This is a genomic window from Bradyrhizobium sp. Crot121 (assembly GCF_059512385.1).
The window spans coordinates 103,009-119,612 of record NZ_JCAMOR010000012.1; the positions used below are offsets into that span (position 1 = coordinate 103,009).

15 protein-coding genes and 1 tRNA gene are annotated in these 16,604 nt (G+C 64.1%); 11 read left to right on the plus strand and 5 right to left on the minus strand.

All coding sequences use genetic code 11. The features are described from left to right. Window positions 1-29: 29 nt before the first annotated feature. Window positions 30-569, minus strand: coding sequence for a Dps family protein (locus tag AC5ZGW_RS14070; RefSeq protein WP_028165388.1), 540 nt, complete (start codon window positions 567-569; stop codon window positions 30-32). A gap of 126 nt (window positions 570-695) precedes the next feature. Between AC5ZGW_RS14070 and AC5ZGW_RS14075 the strand changes: the two genes are divergently transcribed. Together AC5ZGW_RS14075 and AC5ZGW_RS14080 are read left to right on the plus strand one after the other, a co-directional pair. Next, window positions 696-1,394 (plus strand): class I SAM-dependent methyltransferase, encoded by a 699-nt coding sequence (locus AC5ZGW_RS14075; RefSeq protein ID WP_130226019.1) that lies wholly within the window; start codon window positions 696-698, stop codon window positions 1,392-1,394. Window positions 1,395-1,468: 74 nt separating this feature from the next. Next, window positions 1,469-1,545 (plus strand) — tRNA-Ala (locus AC5ZGW_RS14080). 36 nt (window positions 1,546-1,581) lie between these two features. Here the strand turns inward: AC5ZGW_RS14080 and AC5ZGW_RS14085 are convergent. Beyond that, window positions 1,582-1,950, minus strand: coding sequence for an ArsR/SmtB family transcription factor (locus AC5ZGW_RS14085; protein WP_130226020.1), 369 nt, complete (start codon window positions 1,948-1,950; stop codon window positions 1,582-1,584). A gap of 114 nt (window positions 1,951-2,064) precedes the next feature. Here AC5ZGW_RS14085 and AC5ZGW_RS14090 point away from each other — a divergent pair, with 114 nt between their 5' ends. The 4 genes from AC5ZGW_RS14090 (at window position 2,065) to AC5ZGW_RS14105 (ending at window position 8,207) form a co-directional block, all read left to right on the plus strand. Then, window positions 2,065-3,237 carry an MFS transporter gene (locus AC5ZGW_RS14090; protein ID WP_464345434.1) on the plus strand — a complete coding sequence of 391 codons (1,173 nt, stop codon included), beginning with the start codon at window positions 2,065-2,067 and terminating at the stop codon, window positions 3,235-3,237. A 144-nt stretch (window positions 3,238-3,381) separates the two neighbouring features. Next, window positions 3,382-6,711, plus strand: a complete 3,330-nt coding sequence (gene carB, locus AC5ZGW_RS14095) for a carbamoyl-phosphate synthase large subunit (protein WP_130226021.1) — start codon at window positions 3,382-3,384, stop codon at window positions 6,709-6,711. A 231-nt stretch (window positions 6,712-6,942) separates the two neighbouring features. After that, window positions 6,943-7,416, plus strand: a complete 474-nt coding sequence (greA, locus tag AC5ZGW_RS14100; protein WP_130226034.1) for a transcription elongation factor GreA — start codon at window positions 6,943-6,945, stop codon at window positions 7,414-7,416. A 389-nt stretch (window positions 7,417-7,805) separates the two neighbouring features. Continuing rightward, complete coding sequence (locus tag AC5ZGW_RS14105) at window positions 7,806-8,207, plus strand: DoxX family protein (RefSeq protein ID WP_130226022.1); 402 nt, start codon at window positions 7,806-7,808, stop codon at window positions 8,205-8,207. Between the two features lie 122 nt (window positions 8,208-8,329). On the opposite strand, the gene AC5ZGW_RS14110 is transcribed toward AC5ZGW_RS14105, so the two are convergent. Continuing rightward, the gene (locus AC5ZGW_RS14110) at window positions 8,330-8,809 is read right to left on the minus strand and encodes an Lrp/AsnC family transcriptional regulator (RefSeq protein WP_130226023.1); all 480 of its coding nucleotides are present in this window, start codon (window positions 8,807-8,809) and stop codon (window positions 8,330-8,332) included. A gap of 267 nt (window positions 8,810-9,076) precedes the next feature. On the opposite strand from AC5ZGW_RS14110, the gene trxB reads away from it, so the two are divergent. From trxB to AC5ZGW_RS14125, 3 genes are all read left to right on the plus strand, one after another. Further along, window positions 9,077-10,042, plus strand: coding sequence for a thioredoxin-disulfide reductase (gene trxB / locus AC5ZGW_RS14115; RefSeq protein ID WP_028165396.1), 966 nt, complete (start codon window positions 9,077-9,079; stop codon window positions 10,040-10,042). A 2-nt stretch (window positions 10,043-10,044) separates the two neighbouring features. Next, window positions 10,045-10,968 carry a LysR family transcriptional regulator gene (locus tag AC5ZGW_RS14120; protein WP_028165397.1) on the plus strand — a complete coding sequence of 308 codons (924 nt, stop codon included), beginning with the start codon at window positions 10,045-10,047 and terminating at the stop codon, window positions 10,966-10,968. A 465-nt stretch (window positions 10,969-11,433) separates the two neighbouring features. Further along, the gene (locus tag AC5ZGW_RS14125; protein ID WP_130226024.1) at window positions 11,434-12,351 is read left to right on the plus strand and encodes a 4-hydroxy-tetrahydrodipicolinate synthase family protein; all 918 of its coding nucleotides are present in this window, start codon (window positions 11,434-11,436) and stop codon (window positions 12,349-12,351) included. Between the two features lie 146 nt (window positions 12,352-12,497). On the opposite strand, the gene AC5ZGW_RS14130 is transcribed toward AC5ZGW_RS14125, so the two are convergent. Then, window positions 12,498-14,888 (minus strand): heavy metal translocating P-type ATPase, encoded by a 2,391-nt coding sequence (locus AC5ZGW_RS14130; RefSeq protein ID WP_130226025.1) that lies wholly within the window; start codon window positions 14,886-14,888, stop codon window positions 12,498-12,500. A gap of 66 nt (window positions 14,889-14,954) precedes the next feature. Between AC5ZGW_RS14130 and AC5ZGW_RS14135 the strand changes: the two genes are divergently transcribed. Then, entirely contained in the window at window positions 14,955-15,230 is a 276-nt protein-coding gene (locus AC5ZGW_RS14135; RefSeq protein WP_028165400.1) for a metal-sensitive transcriptional regulator, read from the plus strand. 301 nt (window positions 15,231-15,531) lie between these two features. After that, window positions 15,532-15,666, plus strand: a complete 135-nt coding sequence (locus AC5ZGW_RS14140) for a hypothetical protein (RefSeq protein WP_282531981.1) — start codon at window positions 15,532-15,534, stop codon at window positions 15,664-15,666. Window positions 15,667-15,877: 211 nt separating this feature from the next. Here AC5ZGW_RS14140 and AC5ZGW_RS14145 read toward each other — a convergent pair whose 3' ends face one another. Next, on the minus strand, window positions 15,878-16,558 hold the full coding sequence (locus AC5ZGW_RS14145; RefSeq protein ID WP_130226026.1) for an AAA family ATPase: 681 nt from the start codon (window positions 16,556-16,558) through the stop codon (window positions 15,878-15,880). Window positions 16,559-16,604 lie beyond the last annotated feature (46 nt).

Consider the following 16,604-nt stretch of genomic DNA (forward strand, 5'->3'; position numbering starts at 1 on the left):
TTCGTCGCCGTTGCGCACCGTCTTTGGTGCTATGCCGCATTACTGCCTTCCTGGCGGCTGGCCTCGAACAGGAACCAGGTGCGCCGCTCGGTCTCGTCGATGAAGGTCTCGAGGATGCTTGCGGTCGCAGCGTCGCCGTGCTCGTCGGCGAGGTTGCGTGCCTTCCGCATTGCGGCCGCGACGTGCTTGTTGTCTTCCATCAATTCGCGCAGCATCTCGCGCGGCGGCACGTAATCCTCGTTGTTGTCCTTGATGGTCTGCAATTTGCTGACCTGGCTGATCGATTTCAGCGTGGTCCCGCCGATCTTGCGCACCCGCTCGGCCAGTTGATCGGTGGTGGCGAAGATTGCGTCCGACTGCTCGTCCAGCATCAGGTGGTAATCGTGGAAATGCCGGCCGCTGACATGCCAGTGGAAATTCTTGGTCTTCAGGTAGAGTGCGAAGGCATCCGCGAGCAGCGTATTGAGCGCTGCCGAGACCTTCGTGACCGCCTCGTTGGGCAGGTCGGTCGGGGTATCGAGGTCGGGGGAGATTTTGTCGGATTTTGGATCAGGCTTGGCTTTGCTCACGTTGAACCTTCCTGTTAGGACACCGGACACCGGCGGCCCGAACTCCTGGTCGCCGGCCCCTCTAACGCATCATACGGATGCCGGTTCCTATGCCGGAACCCCAAGTTTTTGCCGGGCCCACTGCCGATGGATGAATGGATCGATTATTACGATTCCACGCATACGATTTATGTCAGCAAGCTGCATCGCGACCTGCATTTCCGGATCGTTGCGCGGGATATCATTGCCTATATCTCCTCGCCCGACGCCGTCGTGCTCGACTATGCCTGCGGCGAAGCGCTGTCCGCAGCAGAGGTCGCGGATGCCTGCGCCACGCTCTATCTCGCGGAGCCCGCGCCCGGCGTGCGCGGACGGCTGATCGCGCGCTTTGCGCCCAACACCAAGATCCGGGTGCGTTCGCTGGATGAGGTGCGGCAGATGGCCGAAGGCTCGGTCGATCTGGTCATCATGAATTCGGTCGCGCAATATATGACGGCGGAGGAACTGGACGCGGCATTCGCCGTCATTCGCCGCCTGCTCAAACCCTCCGGGCGCCTCATACTCGGCGATGTCCTGCGACCCGAAGTCGGCATGGGCAGGGACGTTCTCGCGCTGTTGGGTTTCGGCGCCCGCCACGGCTTCCTCAAGGATGCCCTGCTCGGGCTGATCAGCACGGCGCTGTCGGACTATCGGCAATTGCGCACACGGATCGGCCTGGAGCGTTACGGCGAGGAGCAAATGCTGAAGAAGCTCGCGGCCGCCGGCTTCAAAGCCTCCCGCGCCCCCCGCAATATCGGCCACAATCCATGGCGGATGACGTTCGTCGCGCATCGTCCCGACGCGTGATCGTGCAACGCAACCGTTAGGGTTAATCCGGGCTAAGGATGGCTAGCGCCTGCGAAATGGGCAATGATCGCCTCGGCCCGGTGGCGGAACGCGTCGACGCGGGAGCAGTGCATTGCTCTTTATCCTGGTTCAAATCCAGGCCGGGCCTCCAACCTTCGCCGCTTTGCGGCTTCCGCTCGCGAGCCAGTCAGCTCGCAGCCACCACTTCGCATTCAGGAAATTGTAGCCGGTCGGCATCCCGCGCGGCCGAGGCGATGATCACATCGAGCAAACCGGGAAAGCGCGCGTCGAGATCCGCGCGGCGCAGCCTCATATAGCGCGTGGTCCCGGCGATGCGGGTCTGCACCAGCCCCGCCTCGCGCAATTTCGCAAAGTGATAGGCGAGGTTCGACTTGCCGCTGAAGGCGTTGAAGTCGCCGCAGCGCAGCTCCGTGCTCGCGGAATCATATTTCGCCAGGTTGTAGACGATCGCGAGCCGCGTCGGATCGCTCAGGCAGTCCAACACCATCGGCAATTCAAGTTGATCCCGCGTGGGGTGCAAAGGCGTTCGGCTCATGACCCAACATAACCACGCGGGTTTGCTGTCGCAATGTTCAATTATCATTGAACCAATTGACATTCGTCACCGCTCGCTCGATAGTTCAATAAACCTTGAACATCGGGGACCATCATGAGCGTGTTCTGGCTGGCGCTTGCCGCCTTTGCGATCGGCACTGAAGCCTTTGTGATTGCTGGTCTTTTGCCAGGGATCGCCAGCGACGTTCAGATCTCGGTCGCGGCCGCCGGCCAACTGGTGACGGCCTATGCCCTTGCCTACGCGATCGGCTCACCGATCCTGGCCGTCGCCTTCAACAATTTCGACCGCCGGAACGTACTTGCGCTGGCGCTTTCCTGCTTCATCGCGGGCAATCTGGTGGCCGTATTCGCTCCCGGGTTTCCGCTACTGCTGGCCTCGCGCGTGCTGATGGCGCTTGGCGCCGGCCTGTGCATGCCAACGGCGCTCGGCGTTGCGGTTGCCGTTGCCTCGCCCGAACGGCGTGCCCGGGCGGTTGCGCTGGTCACCTCAGGCATCACGGTCGCAACCGTGGTCGGTGTTCCCCTGGGCACCCTGATCGGGCATCAGTTCGGCTGGCGCGCGACCTTTGTCATGGTGGCGATCCTTGGCGCCATCGCACTGGCTGGCCTGCTGTTCGGCTTGCCGCGTGGCCTGCCGAGCAGCACCGCAACGCTCGGCGAGCGGCTCGCGGTGGCGCGGCACGGCGCCGTGCTCCATGCGCTCGGCACCACCGTGCTGTGGGCGCTCGGCGGCTTCACCGTCTTCACCTATCTCTCGGTCCCACTGCAAAAGCTCGGCTTCGACGCCTCGGATATCAGCCTGACGCTGCTGGTGTTCGGCTCGGCCGCCGCGATCGGCAACATGCTCGGCGGCACGCTGGCGGATCGATTTGGCACAACGCCGACCTCGGCGCTCGGACTTGCCGGCATGTCGATGGCGCTGATTCTGCTGTCGGTCACGCTGAAGACCGCCGCTCCCGAAGCGGCGCGCTACATCGTGCTTCTGCTGGTATTTTGCTGGGCGATCTCGGGATGGGCGTTCTATCCCGCCCAGATCGCCAGCATCATCCGGATCGAGCCGCAGGCCGCGATGATCGCGGTCTCGCTGAACGCCTCCAGCATGTATCTCGGTTTCGCCCTCGGCGGGGCGGCCGGGGGCGCGGTGCTCTCGGCGCTCGGGCCGACCGACCTCGGCTGGGTCGGCGGTGCCAGCGTCGCTGCGGCACTTGCCGTGCTGTGGCGACGCGCCCGGCAGGAACGGCTCAGACTCTACAAAATTGCCGGTTGACGGGGACTTTTTCGGGGTTTCGCACGCCAAAAATCTGGTCTAAAGACCAGCCGCGCGCGAGGGCATCCCTCACGCTGTGGCGATAGGGACGCGCGGTAGCGCGCCCTTTTTTTGTGCCCGAAAATTCCTGTTCCGCGAGAGCCGATGCCCAAACGAACCGACATCTCCACCATCCTGATCATCGGCGCCGGTCCCATCGTGATCGGCCAGGCCTGCGAATTCGATTATTCCGGCACCCAGGCGGTGAAGACACTGAAGGAAGAGGGCTACCGTATCGTCCTGGTCAATTCCAATCCGGCGACGATCATGACCGATCCGGAGCTCGCGGACGCCACCTATATCGAGCCGATCACGCCCGAAATCGTCGCCAAGATCATCGAGAAGGAGCGCCACGTCATCCCGGGCGGCTTTGCGCTGCTCCCGACCATGGGTGGCCAGACCGCGCTGAACTGCGCGCTGTCATTGCGCAAACAGGGCACGCTCGAGAAATTCGACGTCGAGATGATCGGCGCCACGGCCGATGCCATCGACAAGGCCGAGGACCGCGGCCGCTTCCGCGAGGCGATGACCAAGATCGGCCTGGAGACGCCGCGCTCGACCCAGACCAAGACCCTGCCCGACGCGCTGCGCGCGCTCGACCATATCGGCCTGCCCGCCATCATCCGCCCGTCCTTCACCATGGGCGGCACCGGCGGCGGCATCGCCTATACCAAGGCGGAATTCATCGAGATCGTCGAGCGCGGCATCGACGCCTCCCCCACCGACGAAGTCCTGATCGAGGAAAGCGTCCTCGGCTGGAAGGAATTCGAGATGGAGGTGGTGCGCGACAAGAAAGACAACTGCATCATCATCTGCTCGATCGAGAACCTCGATCCGATGGGCGTGCACACCGGCGATTCCATCACGGTGGCGCCAGCGCTGACGCTGACCGACAAGGAATACCAGGTCATGCGCGACGCCTCGCTGGCGGTGCTGCGCGAGATCGGGGTGGAGACCGGCGGCTCCAACGTGCAGTTCGGCGTCAACCCCGCCGACGGCCGCATGGTCGTGATCGAGATGAACCCGCGCGTCTCGCGCTCCTCCGCGCTCGCCTCGAAGGCGACGGGCTTCCCGATCGCGAAGGTCGCGGCCAAGCTCGCGGTCGGCTACACGCTCGATGAGATCGCCAACGACATCACCGGCGGTGCGACGCCGGCATCGTTCGAGCCGACGATCGACTATGTCGTGACCAAGATCCCGCGCTTCGCGTTCGAGAAGTTTCCGGGCGCCTCCACCACGCTGACCACCTCGATGAAATCCGTCGGCGAAGTGATGGCGATCGGCCGCACCTTCCAGGAGAGCCTGCAGAAGGCGCTGCGCGGACTGGAGACCGGGCTGACCGGCCTCGACGAGATCGAGATCGAGGGCCTCGGTCAGAGCGACGACAAGAATGCGATCCGCGCCGCACTCGGCACGCCGACGCCGAACCGCTTGCTGCAAGTGGCGCAAGCGATGCGGCTCGGCTGGTCGAACGAGGAGATCTTCAATTCCTGCAAGATCGACCCCTGGTTCCTCACCGAGCTGCGGGGCATCGTCGAGATGGAAGCTAAGGTCCGCGCCCACGGCCTGCCGCCGAACGGCTACGGCATGCGCATGCTGAAGGCGATGGGCTTTTCGGATGCGCGGCTCGCCGTGCTGGCCGACACCACGGAAGGTGAGATCACTGCCAAGCGCCACGCGCTCGGCGTCCGCCCCGTATTCAAGCGCATCGACACCTGCGCCGCCGAATTCGCCTCGCCCACGGCCTATATGTACTCGACCTATGAGGCCCCGTTCGCAGGTCTCGCTGCCGACGAGAGCGCGCCGTCGGACAAGAAAAAGGTCGTCATCCTCGGCGGCGGCCCGAACCGCATCGGCCAGGGCATCGAGTTCGACTATTGCTGCTGCCATGCCTGCTTCGCGCTCGACGATGCCGGTTATGAGACCATCATGGTCAACTGCAATCCGGAGACGGTGTCGACCGACTACGACACCGCCGACCGGCTCTATTTCGAGCCGCTCACCGCTGAGGACGTGCTCGAGATCATCGCGACCGAACGCAAGAACGGCACGCTGCACGGCGTGATCGTGCAGTTCGGCGGCCAGACCCCGCTGAAGCTCGCGCGCGCGCTCGAGGCCGCGGAGGTGCCGATCCTCGGCACCTCGCCGGATGCGATCGATCTCGCCGAGGACCGCGACCGCTTCAAGCGCGTGCTCGACAAGCTCCGCCTGAAGCAGCCGAAGAACGGTATCGCCTATTCGGTCGAGCAGGCGCGCCTGGTGTCCGCCGATCTCGGCATGCCGCTCGTGGTGCGCCCATCCTACGTGCTCGGCGGCCGCGCGATGCAGATCATCCGCGACGAAAACCAGCTCGCCGACTACCTGCTCGGGACGCTGCCCGAGCTGGTGCCGGGCGACGTCAAGGCGCGCTACCCGAACGACAAGACCGGGCAGATCAACACCGTACTCGGCAAGAACCCGCTGCTGTTCGACCGCTATCTCTCCGATGCGACCGAGGTCGATGTCGACTGCCTCTGCGACGGCAAGGACGTCTTCATCGTCGGCATCATGGAGCATATCGAGGAGGCCGGCATCCACTCTGGCGATTCCGCCTGCTCGCTGCCGCCGCATTCGCTCGATGCCAAGACGATCGAGGAGCTCGAGCGGCAGACCCGCGAGCTTGCGCTCGGCCTCGACGTAGTCGGGCTGATGAACGTGCAATATGCGATCAAGAACGGCGATATCTACGTGCTCGAGGTCAATCCGCGCGCCTCGCGCACGGTGCCGTTCGTCGCCAAGGTGATCGGCACGCCGGTCGCGAAGATCGCGGCGCGCATCATGGCCGGCGAGAAGCTCGCCGACTTCAAGCTCAAGAAGAGGAAGCTCGAGCATGTCGGCGTGAAGGAATCGGTGTTTCCGTTCGCGCGCTTCCCCGGCGTCGACACCGTGCTCGGGCCGGAGATGCGCTCGACCGGCGAAGTCATGGGCATCGACCGCTCCTTCGAAGTCGCCTTCGCCAAGAGCCAGCTTGGCGGCGGCACGCGCGTACCGCGCAAAGGCACGGTGTTCGTGTCGGTGCGCGAGACCGACAAGAACCGCATCACCGATGCGGTCAGCCTGCTGCATGGGCTCGGCTTCAAGGTGATGGCGACGTCGGGCACCCAGCGCTTCCTCACCGACAAGGGTGTGCCGGCAGAAAAGGTAAACAAGGTGCTGGAGGGGCGGCCGCACATTGTCGACGCCATCACCAATGGCGACGTCCAGTTGGTGTTCAATACCACCGAGGGTCCGCAGGCACTCGCCGACAGCCGTTCTCTGCGGCGCGCTGCCCTCTTGCATAAAGTGCCGTATTACACCACTCTTTCAGGCGCTGTAGCGGCCGCCCAGGGCATCCGTGCCTACCGGGACGGGGACCTTGAGGTCCGGACGCTGCAGAGTTACTTTTCCGAGAACTGACCGTCAGCCTCGGCCCGAGATTTGTTCCCAGGGCCCGCTAAACGGTTGGTAATGAAGCCGATACGGCTGGAACTCACCGCCCGTTTGGATGTGTCTCGGCCCCTCAGGGGCCGCGAATCACTAAGCGGGCGGGCTGGCGTTTTGAGCCGTGATGGCCGGAGTCTAGCGCAACCGAAGCAACGCCTGCCCGCGCTCCGCTGCGGTTCGCCCCGATTTGAAGGATGAGAGATGATGGAAAAGGTTCCGATGACCGCGACCGGATATGCGGCTCTCACGGACGAATTGAAGCACCGCCAGTCGGTGGATCGTCCGCGAATCATCGAGCATATCGCCGAGGCGCGATCACATGGCGACCTCTCGGAAAACGCGGAATATCATGCCGCCAAGGAAGAGCAGTCCCATAACGAGGGCCGCATTGCGGAGCTCGAGGACAAGCTCGCGCGCGCCGACGTCATCGACATCACCAAGCTCTCGGGCGACACCATCAAATTCGGCGCCACCGTTACGCTGATCGATGAGGATACCGAAAAGAAAGCGGTGTGGCAGATCGTCGGCGAGGTCGAGGCGGACGCCAAGAAAGGCCGCATCTCCATCACCTCGCCGCTTGCGCGCGCGCTGATCGGCAAGACCAAGGGTACGACCGTGGAAGTGATGGCGCCCGGGGGCGCCAAGGCCTACGAGATCACCAAGGTCGAGTGGCGCTAGATCTATTCCATTTCGCGCATTCAAAAGAGGCCGCGTTCTCCCGACGCGGCTTTTTTCTTGCTGTAGCCCGGTGGGAGCCATCGGGTCGCGCGAACGCGCGCCCCGATGGCTCCGCCCGGCTACAGGTTACGGTTTATATTCCGTTAACGGGATTGTGAGTGGAACCGCTGTCGCATTTCCCTCGTCTGCGACACGTACACTTGATTATGCTTCATAACTATCGCGAGGGGACATTCCGGTAACGGCGCCGATTTTTTGGTTCGGCACAAGGAACTGCGCGCGCAGTTCTGCGTATCGAGCTGACCGGCTGTGGGCAGCGGCACTTCATCGCGAGACGACCATTCGCCGCGGACGATGCCCGCGGTCATGCACCAGAGGGGGTAGAACATATGGACCAGATTTTCTCGAAATGGCAGCCGCTCGCGCTCAGCCTGTTTCGCTTCATCACCGGGCTTCTGCTGTTTCAGTACGGCATCGCCAAGATCTTCAAATTTCCGGTCATCCCCTATTTCGCCGACATCCCGCCGCTGATCGTGGCCGCCGGCATGCTCGAGCTCGTGCTCGGCGCGCTCTTGATGGTTGGCCTGTTCACTCGGCTGTCCGCGTTCATCCTGTCGGGCGAGATGGCCTTCGCTTACTTCCTCGGGCACATGTTCAAGAACCCGTCCGCGCCGGTGTTTCTCCCGCTGCTCAACAACGGCACCGCAGCGATCCTGTTCTGCTTCGCCTGCCTCTATCTCGCAACCGCCGGCGGCGGCCCCATCAGCATCGACGCCGCAAGGAAGAAGTAGACTTTAGCCTTCGTAGCCCGGGTGGAGCGCCAGCGTAACCTGGGGCACCTGCATCAGCGTCGACGAGTGGCCCCGGGGTTGCGCGTTCCGCTTCACCCGGGCTACCGATCGTTATCGCCACCTCACCTCGCCGCTTTCACATCCAGCGGCACGGCGGCCTCATATTTCGAATTATGCAGCACCAGCGATGTCCTGACATTGCGCACGTGAGGCGCGGCGGTGAGGTGGGTGACGAAGTTCTGGAACGTCGCCATGTCAGGGGCCACGCATTTCAGGATGAAATCCACCTCGCCCGACAGCATCCAGCACTCCCGCACCAAGGGTTCCTTGCGCACGAAATCCTCGAACGCGCGCAGATCCGCGTCCGCCTGGCTCGACAGGTGCACCGCGGCAAACACCGTCACATCGAAGCCGAGCCGCTGCGGGTCGAGCAATCCGCGATAGCCCAGGATATAGCCCGCTTCCTCCAGCGCCCGGACGCGGCGCAGGCAGGGCGGCGGCGAAATGCCGACGCGCTTGGCCAATTCCACATTTGTGATTCGGCCATCGGCCTGGATTTCGGCGAGAATCCGAAGATCAATCTCATCAAGATTCTTAGACACGCGGGTCTGGTTCCCAAGGCTTGGAGGATTTGGTGGTTCTGACGGCAACTCTCATAACCCAGTCGGCTCGAAGGGCGCAATTTTATTGCGCGTGCAGTGCGAGATTTGACGCGGTCCCGGGGAAAAACCGCTGATATGGATTGCAATTCTTGCATAGCTACCCAGATATATTAGAGTTGGATTTGACTCTGGCGGCGCCGCCGCGATGCCTTTCCAGGCGCTTTCCGCACAAGTCCTGACAAAATCGCCCCTGAGAAGGGATTCGCTATGCCTGCTCCAATCCATGCCAAGGTCGTCATCATCGGGTCCGGTCCGGCCGGCTACACCGCGGCGATCTACGCGGCGCGTGCGATGCTGGAGCCGGTGCTGATCCAGGGCATCCAGCCGGGCGGGCAGCTCACCATCACCACCGATGTGGAGAACTATCCGGGCTTCGCCGACGTAATCCAGGGCCCCTGGCTCATGGAACAGATGGAGAAGCAGGCCGCGCATGTCGGCACCAAGCTCGTCACCGATCTCGTCACCAAACTTGACCTGTCGCAGCGGCCGTTCCGCCTGACCTGCGATAGCGGCGACGTCTATCTTGCCGAGACCGTCGTGCTCGCCACCGGCGCGCAGGCGCGCTGGCTCGGGCTGCCGTCGGAAGAGACGTACAAGGGCTTCGGCGTTTCGGCCTGTGCAACCTGCGATGGCTTCTTCTATCGCGGCAAGGAGGTCATCGTGGTCGGCGGCGGCAACACCGCGGTCGAGGAAGCGCTGTTCCTCACCAACTTCGCCTCGCAGGTCACCATCGTGCATCGCCGCGATCATTTCCGCGCCGAGCGCATCCTGCAGGACCGCCTGTTCAAGCATCCGAAGATCAAGGTGGTCTGGGACAGCGCCATTGACGAGATCCTCGGCGCTGAGAACCCGACCAAGGTCACCCATGTACGCTTGAAGAACGTCAAGACCGGCGCACTGACCGAAGTGCCGGCCGACGGCGTCTTCATCGCCATCGGTCATGCGCCTGCGACAGATCTCGTCAAAGGCCAGATCAAACTCAAACCCTCCGGCTATGTCGAGGTGGCGCCCAATTCGACTGCGACCTCCGTGCCCGGGCTGTTTGCCGCCGGCGACGTGGCGGACGAAACCTATCGCCAGGCGGTGACGGCCGCCGGCCTCGGCTGCATGGCAGCGCTTGAGGCTGAACGCTTCCTGGCTTTGCGCGCGAGCGATCGCGCGGCGGCGGAATGATCATGGCTAGAACACGCGATGGATTTACGGACATGGACTGGGACAAGCTGAAGGTGTTTCACGCGGCGGCGGAAGCGGGAAGCTTCACGCATGCCGGCGAGCAGCTTGGCCTCTCGCAGTCGGCGGTCTCCAGACAAGTCAGCGCGCTGGAGCAGGAGCTTTCGGTCTCGCTGTTCCACCGCCACGCCCGCGGCCTGATCCTCACCGAGCAGGGCGACCTGTTGTTCCGCACCGCCCATGACGTCTTCATGCAGTTGCAGGCGGCGCGGGCAAAGCTCACCGACAGCCGGGAGCGGCCGAGCGGCGACCTCAAGATCACGACGCCGCCGGCGCTCGGTATCAACTGGCTGATCCCGCGGCTCGACGAATTCACCCAGCTCTATCCGGACATCCGGATCTCGCTGATCGTCACCGACGAGGATCTCGATCTCTCGATGCGCGAAGCCGATGTCGCGATCCGCACCCGCAAGCCGACGCAGCCCGACCTGATCCAGCGCAAGCTGTTCTCGATCGGCTTCCACGCCTATTGCTCGCCGGAATACATCAAGCGCTTCGGTACGCCGCGCACGCTCGACGATCTCGACTCGCACCGCATCATCATGCTCGGCGACTCCCAGGTCCCGACGCATCTGCAGAACCGCGCCTGGCTGATCGATGCCGGCCGCAACGGCTCGGGTCCGCGCGAACCCTACTTCAAGGTCAATAACATCCTGGGGTTGGTACGCGCCTGTCAGCAGGGCCTCGGCATCGCCGCGCTGCCGGATTACCTGGTCGAGGAAGATAGCCGACTGGTGCAACTGTTCGGCGAGTCCGACTCGATCCAGCTCGACACCTACTTCGTCTATCCGGAAGAGCTGAAGACGGTGGCGCGCGTGCAGGTCTTCCGCGACTTCGTGGTCAGCAAGGCGCAGCGCTGGCCCTCGTGATCGGCCTGTTTTCATAGAGGCCCCGGACTCCGCATGTCTGACATGCGGCTCGGACGGTTGCTGCATGGCACTGATGGGGATCATAGTGCTTGTGCGCTGAGCGGTCGCGCTACGCTTATGTCCCCCTCCTCCAGTGGTGCGGAAGCTCAGTAATCCCTCTTGGAAGGTGATTGTGTCGGCCTCACGTGGCCAATACCTTAAGCCGGGCTCGATCGAGCCCGGCTTCTTTTCGCCTTCTGCCCTCAACCGTGCATTGACAACCTCCGGCTGTCCCAGCAGTATCGCGACATGATCACGAATTCGTGCGCAGCTTTGTCGTCGAAAAAAGCTCCCCATGCGGGGAGCCGAGATCGACGCGCGCGATAGAGTTACATCGACCGAACCGATCCCGAAGACCCCGCCGCCTGGACGGGGTTTTTTATTGGTCCCGTCTCCGGCGTTTCACGCTACTCAAGGAGAAGGACCATGACTGATCTATCCGACCCACTACAGGGCCTGTGGCTGCCCCTGATCACGCCATTTCGCGACGGCAAGCTCGACGAGCCGTCGCTGCGCCGTCTGGTGCGACACTACGCAAGCGGCCCGGTCGACGGATTGATCCTCGGCGCTACGTCAGGCGAAGGCATGTCGCTGGCTATCTGCGAGCTCGAACAGCTTGTGGAGGTGGTACGGTCAGAGATCAACGATGTCGGCCGTTACCTGCCGATCTGTCTCGGCCTCTCCGGCGCCAGCACCGCCAAGATCAAGGACGTGCTGGACGAGACGGCGGCCTGGCCGATCGACTTCTACCTGATCGCGAGCCCCTATTACGTCAGGCCGTCGCAGCGCGGCCTTCTGCAGCATTTCACCGAGCTGGCCGATCACGCCTCCTGGCCGCTCCTGATCTACAACATCCCCTACCGGACCGCGGTCAACATCACCAACGAGACGCTGCTCGCGCTCGCAGAGCATCCGAACATCGTCGGCATGAAGGATTGCTGCGCCGACCGCGCGCAATCGATCGACTTCCTCGCGCAACGTCCGCCCGGCTTCCGCGTGCTGACCGGCGAGGACGCGCAATATTTCGACGCGCTCAGCGACGGCGCCGACGGCGCGATCCTGTTGTCCGCGCATGTCGAAACCGAAGCATTCGCCTCGGTGCGATCGCTGCTGAGGCAGGGCAAGCGCGAGGCCGCATCGGCAGCGTGGCAAGGCATTTCCGACTTGACGCGCCTGTTGTTCGTCGAGCCGAGCCCGGCGCCAGCCAAGCATTGGCTGTGGCGCACGGGTTTGATCGACAGCGCGGAAGTGCGACTGCCGATGGTCGAGGTGAGCATGGAGCTTGCGGCGCAGCTGGATCGCGAGATCGAGCGTCGCGCGCTAACTCTGCTGGCAAGCGCGTAGCCCTCTTCCCCTTCCCCCTGAAAGGGGGAAGGTCGAGATGGGGGTCAAGCCACGGGCGCAGGCCCAAGTGGAGAGAGATGATCCCCACCCGGTTTGCGCTGACGCGCAAACCGACCTCCCCTTTTCAAGGGGAGGTGCAGCGACAATCAATCCAGCTTCGCTCTTGCGAGCCTCAGTGCGTTGCCGATGACGCTGACCGAGGACAGCGCCATCGCGGCGGCGCCGATCATCGGTGATAGCAAAATGCCGAACACCGGATAGAGCACGCCGGCCGCGATCGGCACGCCGGCGGCGTTGTAGACGAATGCGAACATCAGGTTCTGGCGGATGTTGCGCATGGTCGCGACCGACAGGTGCCGCGCCCGCACCAGGCCGCGGAGATCGCCGGTGAGCAGCGTCACGCCGGCGCTCTCGATCGCGACGTCGGTGCCGCCGCCCATGGCGATGCCGACATCGGCGGCCGCCAGCGCCGGCGCGTCGTTGACGCCGTCGCCGACCATCGCGACGACACGGCCCTCGCCGCGCAGCCGCTCCACCACCTCGCTCTTGCGGTCCGGCAGCACGCCGGCCTCGACCTCCTCGATGCCGAGCCGCTTCGCCACCGCGCGCGCGGTGGTCGCATTGTCGCCAGTCAGTATCACGACGCGCAGGCCGTCGCCGCGCAGTGCCGCGAGCGCGTCCCTGGCCGATGGCTTGATCGGATCGGCGATCGCGATCACGCCGGCCGCACGCCCGTCGACCGCAACATAGATCGCGGTCGCGCCGTCCTGCCGCGCGGTCTCCGCCGCCGCATCGAGCGCGCTGGTTGCGATCTTCAATTCGCCCATCAGCATGGCATTGCCGAGCGCGACCTGCCTGCCTTCGATCGCGCCGGTCGCCCCCTTGCCGGACGGTGAGGTGAAGCCGCTAACCTCGGCGAGTGCAAGCTGGCGCTCCTTGGCGGCATTCAGGATCGCCAGCGCCAACGGATGCTCGCTGCCGCGCTCGACGCTGGCGGCAAGGCGCAGCAGTTCGGTCTCGTCGAACTCCTTCGCGGCGATCACGCCGACCACCTTCGGCTTGCCCTCGGTAAGCGTGCCAGTCTTGTCGAGCACCAGCGTGTCGATGCTCTCCATCCGCTCCAGCGCCTCCGCGTTGCGGATCAGGATGCCCGAATGCGCGCCGCGCCCGACGCCGACCATGATCGACATCGGCGTGGCCAGCCCAAGCGCGCAAGGGCAGGCGATGATCAGGACGGTGACGGCCGCGACCAGTCCGAAGGTGAAGCGCGGCTCGGGCCCGAACACCGCCCAGGCGGCGAACGCCAGCACCGCGACCGCGATCACCGCGGGCACGAACCAGCCGGCGACGCGATCGGCGAGCCGCTGGATCGGCGCCCGCGAGCGCTGCGCCTTCGCGACCATGTCGACGATCCGCGCCAGCATGGTGTCGCGGCCGATCTTCTCGGCGCGCATGACGAAGCCGCCGCTCTGGTTGACGGTGCCGCCGATCACGCGGTCACCCTCGTTCTTGGACACCGGCATCGATTCGCCGGTGACCATGGATTCGTCGAGCACCGCGTGACCTTCGATGACGATGCCGTCGACCGGCACCTTTTCGCCGGGACGCACACGCAGGCGATCGCCAACCGCGATCGCCTCGATCGCGACGTCTTCATCGCCATGGTCGGTGATGCGCCGTGCCGTCTTCGGCGCCAGCCCGAGCAGCGCGCGGATCGCGCCCGAAGTCTGCGCCCGCGCCCGCAACTCGAGCACCTGCCCGAGTAGCACCAATACCGTGATCACGGCGGCAGCCTCGAAATAGACCGCGACCTGGCCGTGCATGTCGCGGAACGCCGGCGGGAACAGATGCGGCGCCAGCGTGCCGACCACGCTGTAGACATAAACGACACCGACGCCCATCGCGATCAGCGTGAACATGTTGAGATTGCGCGTCACCAGCGACTGCCAGCCGCGCACGAAGAACGGCGCGCCGGCCCACAACACCACCGGCGTCGCCAGCGCGAACGAGATCCAGTTCGCCCATCCCATCGGCACCAGTTCGAGGCCGAAGGCATGGCCGCCCATCTCGATCGCGAACACCGGCAGCGTCAGCACCAGCGCGATCCAGAACCGGCGTGTCATGTCGACGAGCTCCGGATCGGGCTTGTCGTCGAGTGTCACCTCTTCCGGTTCGAGCGCCATGCCGCAGATCGGGCAGGAGCCCGGCCCGACCTGCCTCACTTCCGGATGCATCGGGCAGGTGTAGATGGTGCCGGGGGGCAGCGCCGGCTCGCTCTCGCGGGGCTTTAAAAATTTCTCCGGCTCGGCGGCAAACCGTTCGCGGCAGCGCGCGCCGCAGAAGACGTAATCCTCGCCCTTGTAGCTGACGCGATGCTTGGCGGTGGCACGATCGACCTTCATGCCGCAGACGGGATCGGTCGCAAGCGCGCCGCCCTCGTCCGCGGCGCCGTGCTTGCCGCCGCAGCAGCTAGCCACTGGGGCGCCATGATGATGCGCGTGCCCCTCATGCGGGTGACCGTGCCCTGCCTCTGCCATAGCGAACTCTTCCCGGGCCGAGCTCCGGCCCTTGAACCTGATACCCTATGGGGGTATATGAACCCTATGCGTGACGAGATCAAGAGTTCCTGCCTCAAACGGCTGAAACGAATCGAAGGCCAGATCCGCGGCCTCGCCAAGATGGTCGAGGACGACCGCTATTGCATCGACGTAGTGACCCAGATCGCCGCCGCACGCGCCGCGCTGCGGCGGGTTGAGGAGGAAGTGCTGCGCGACCACGTCGCCCATTGTGTCGAGCACGCGATCTCCTCCGGCGACAAGGCCGACCAGCGCCAAAAGATCGCCGAGTTGATGGACGTGATCGGCCGCGCCGATCGGTGATGCTCTCGCTTCCCCTCAGACAGCGTGAATCGCGGCAGACCCCCATCCCAGCCTTCCCCCTTTCAGGGGAAGGAGCGCAGGGAGTCAGCGGCTGCGTGGTCACCTCCCCTTGAAAAGGGGAGGTCGGTTTGCGCGTCAGCGCAAACCGGGTGGGATCAGTTCTCTCCACACGCGCAAGAAGAGGCCGCCGCGCCGTGGTTAATCCGCGGTAGCACCTGTGGTCAAATGCAAGCGAAACTGCGAGCGGAACCTTAAAAGGCTTCAGCTATCCATCGCCCCGCCAAAGAATACGGGGCGCATCGTGCACAAAGAATTTGATCCAGTTTTAGACCATCAAGGATTTACGACCGGCGACATCCTCTGGGCGCTCGGCATCTGGTCGGTGATCCTCACCCTCTCGCCAGTCATCATCTTCTACATGCTGATGGTGGCGTAAACGCCACCACGCACTCAGTCATTCCGGGGCGCGCATCGCGCGAACCCGGAATCCATTCATCCGCAGACCGCGCGGCGAAATGGATTCCGGGCTCGCGCCAAGAGGCGCGCCCCGGAATGACGGAGTGTGTTGGTACGTCACCAACAACCAAGCACCAACAAAAACGCGCGGGGGGCCGCGCGTTTTTGTCAGTCTGGAGGCCTGTCGTTGATCAGGCCGCCTGCTTGTGCATCGCGCCGCTGGCCGATGCCGCGCCGCGGATCGCCTTGATCGAACGTTCGATCGCGGCCCACAGCCGGCCGATCTCGGCGGCCGCGCGCCCCTCGGCATCATATTCACGAGCGCCTTCACCATGGCTCAGCGCCATCAACAGATCGGCGCGGTTGGTGATCTGTCCGCTCCAGACCGGTGCACGGAACTTCGCCAGCGACTCGCGCGCGATCGTGACGATCGGGCTCTCGGCGCCATCGCGCTGAGCCGGCGCGCCGTTGATCACGACCGCATAGGGCTTGCGCGTTGAACGGCAGGTCTGGATCGTTTCCTGCACTGCGTTGACGTCGAACACGCCAGGCCGCGCCGGAATGATCACCATGGTCGCATTCTTGATGGCATCGTCGACGACGGCCGACAGGTTCGGCGGCGTGTCGATGAACACCCACTCGATCCCGTCGCGCCTGGCCGCAGCCACGATGCCGCTCACGGAATTGACGGCGGCCTTGATCGGCGGTTCGTTGGTGCCGCGCAGCTTGTGCCACAGCGTCAGCGAGCCCTGCGGATCCGCGTCGATCAACAGACAAGGCTTGGTCGATTTGTGTACATGGGCCGCCAGATGAGCAGCCAGGGTGCTTTTGCCCGAGCCCCCCTTACGCGAAGCAAAAACAATCACGTTCATTACGTTGGCCTCCAGATTGACCCCAGACCACGAAAATGAATCAGCG

Excerpts from the sequence above, each read along its gene's own strand:
- AC5ZGW_RS14090 (WP_464345434.1), top strand. The coding sequence starts at position 2,065 with ATGAGCGTGTTCTGGCTGGCGCTTGCCGCCTTTGCGATCGGCACTGAA.
- AC5ZGW_RS14130 (WP_130226025.1), bottom strand. The coding sequence starts at position 14,888 with ATGGCAGAGGCAGGGCACGGTCACCCGCATGAGGGGCACGCGCATCAT.
- AC5ZGW_RS14145 (WP_130226026.1), bottom strand. The coding sequence starts at position 16,558 with ATGAACGTGATTGTTTTTGCTTCGCGTAAGGGGGGCTCGGGCAAAAGC.
- carB (WP_130226021.1), top strand. The coding sequence starts at position 3,382 with ATGCCCAAACGAACCGACATCTCCACCATCCTGATCATCGGCGCCGGT.
- AC5ZGW_RS14075 (WP_130226019.1), top strand. The coding sequence starts at position 696 with ATGGATGAATGGATCGATTATTACGATTCCACGCATACGATTTATGTC.
- AC5ZGW_RS14105 (WP_130226022.1), top strand. The coding sequence starts at position 7,806 with ATGGACCAGATTTTCTCGAAATGGCAGCCGCTCGCGCTCAGCCTGTTT.
- trxB (WP_028165396.1), top strand. The coding sequence starts at position 9,077 with ATGCCTGCTCCAATCCATGCCAAGGTCGTCATCATCGGGTCCGGTCCG.
- AC5ZGW_RS14085 (WP_130226020.1), bottom strand. The coding sequence starts at position 1,950 with ATGAGCCGAACGCCTTTGCACCCCACGCGGGATCAACTTGAATTGCCG.
- AC5ZGW_RS14135 (WP_028165400.1), top strand. The coding sequence starts at position 14,955 with ATGCGTGACGAGATCAAGAGTTCCTGCCTCAAACGGCTGAAACGAATC.
- greA (WP_130226034.1), top strand. The coding sequence starts at position 6,943 with ATGGAAAAGGTTCCGATGACCGCGACCGGATATGCGGCTCTCACGGAC.
- AC5ZGW_RS14120 (WP_028165397.1), top strand. The coding sequence starts at position 10,045 with ATGGCTAGAACACGCGATGGATTTACGGACATGGACTGGGACAAGCTG.
- AC5ZGW_RS14125 (WP_130226024.1), top strand. The coding sequence starts at position 11,434 with ATGACTGATCTATCCGACCCACTACAGGGCCTGTGGCTGCCCCTGATC.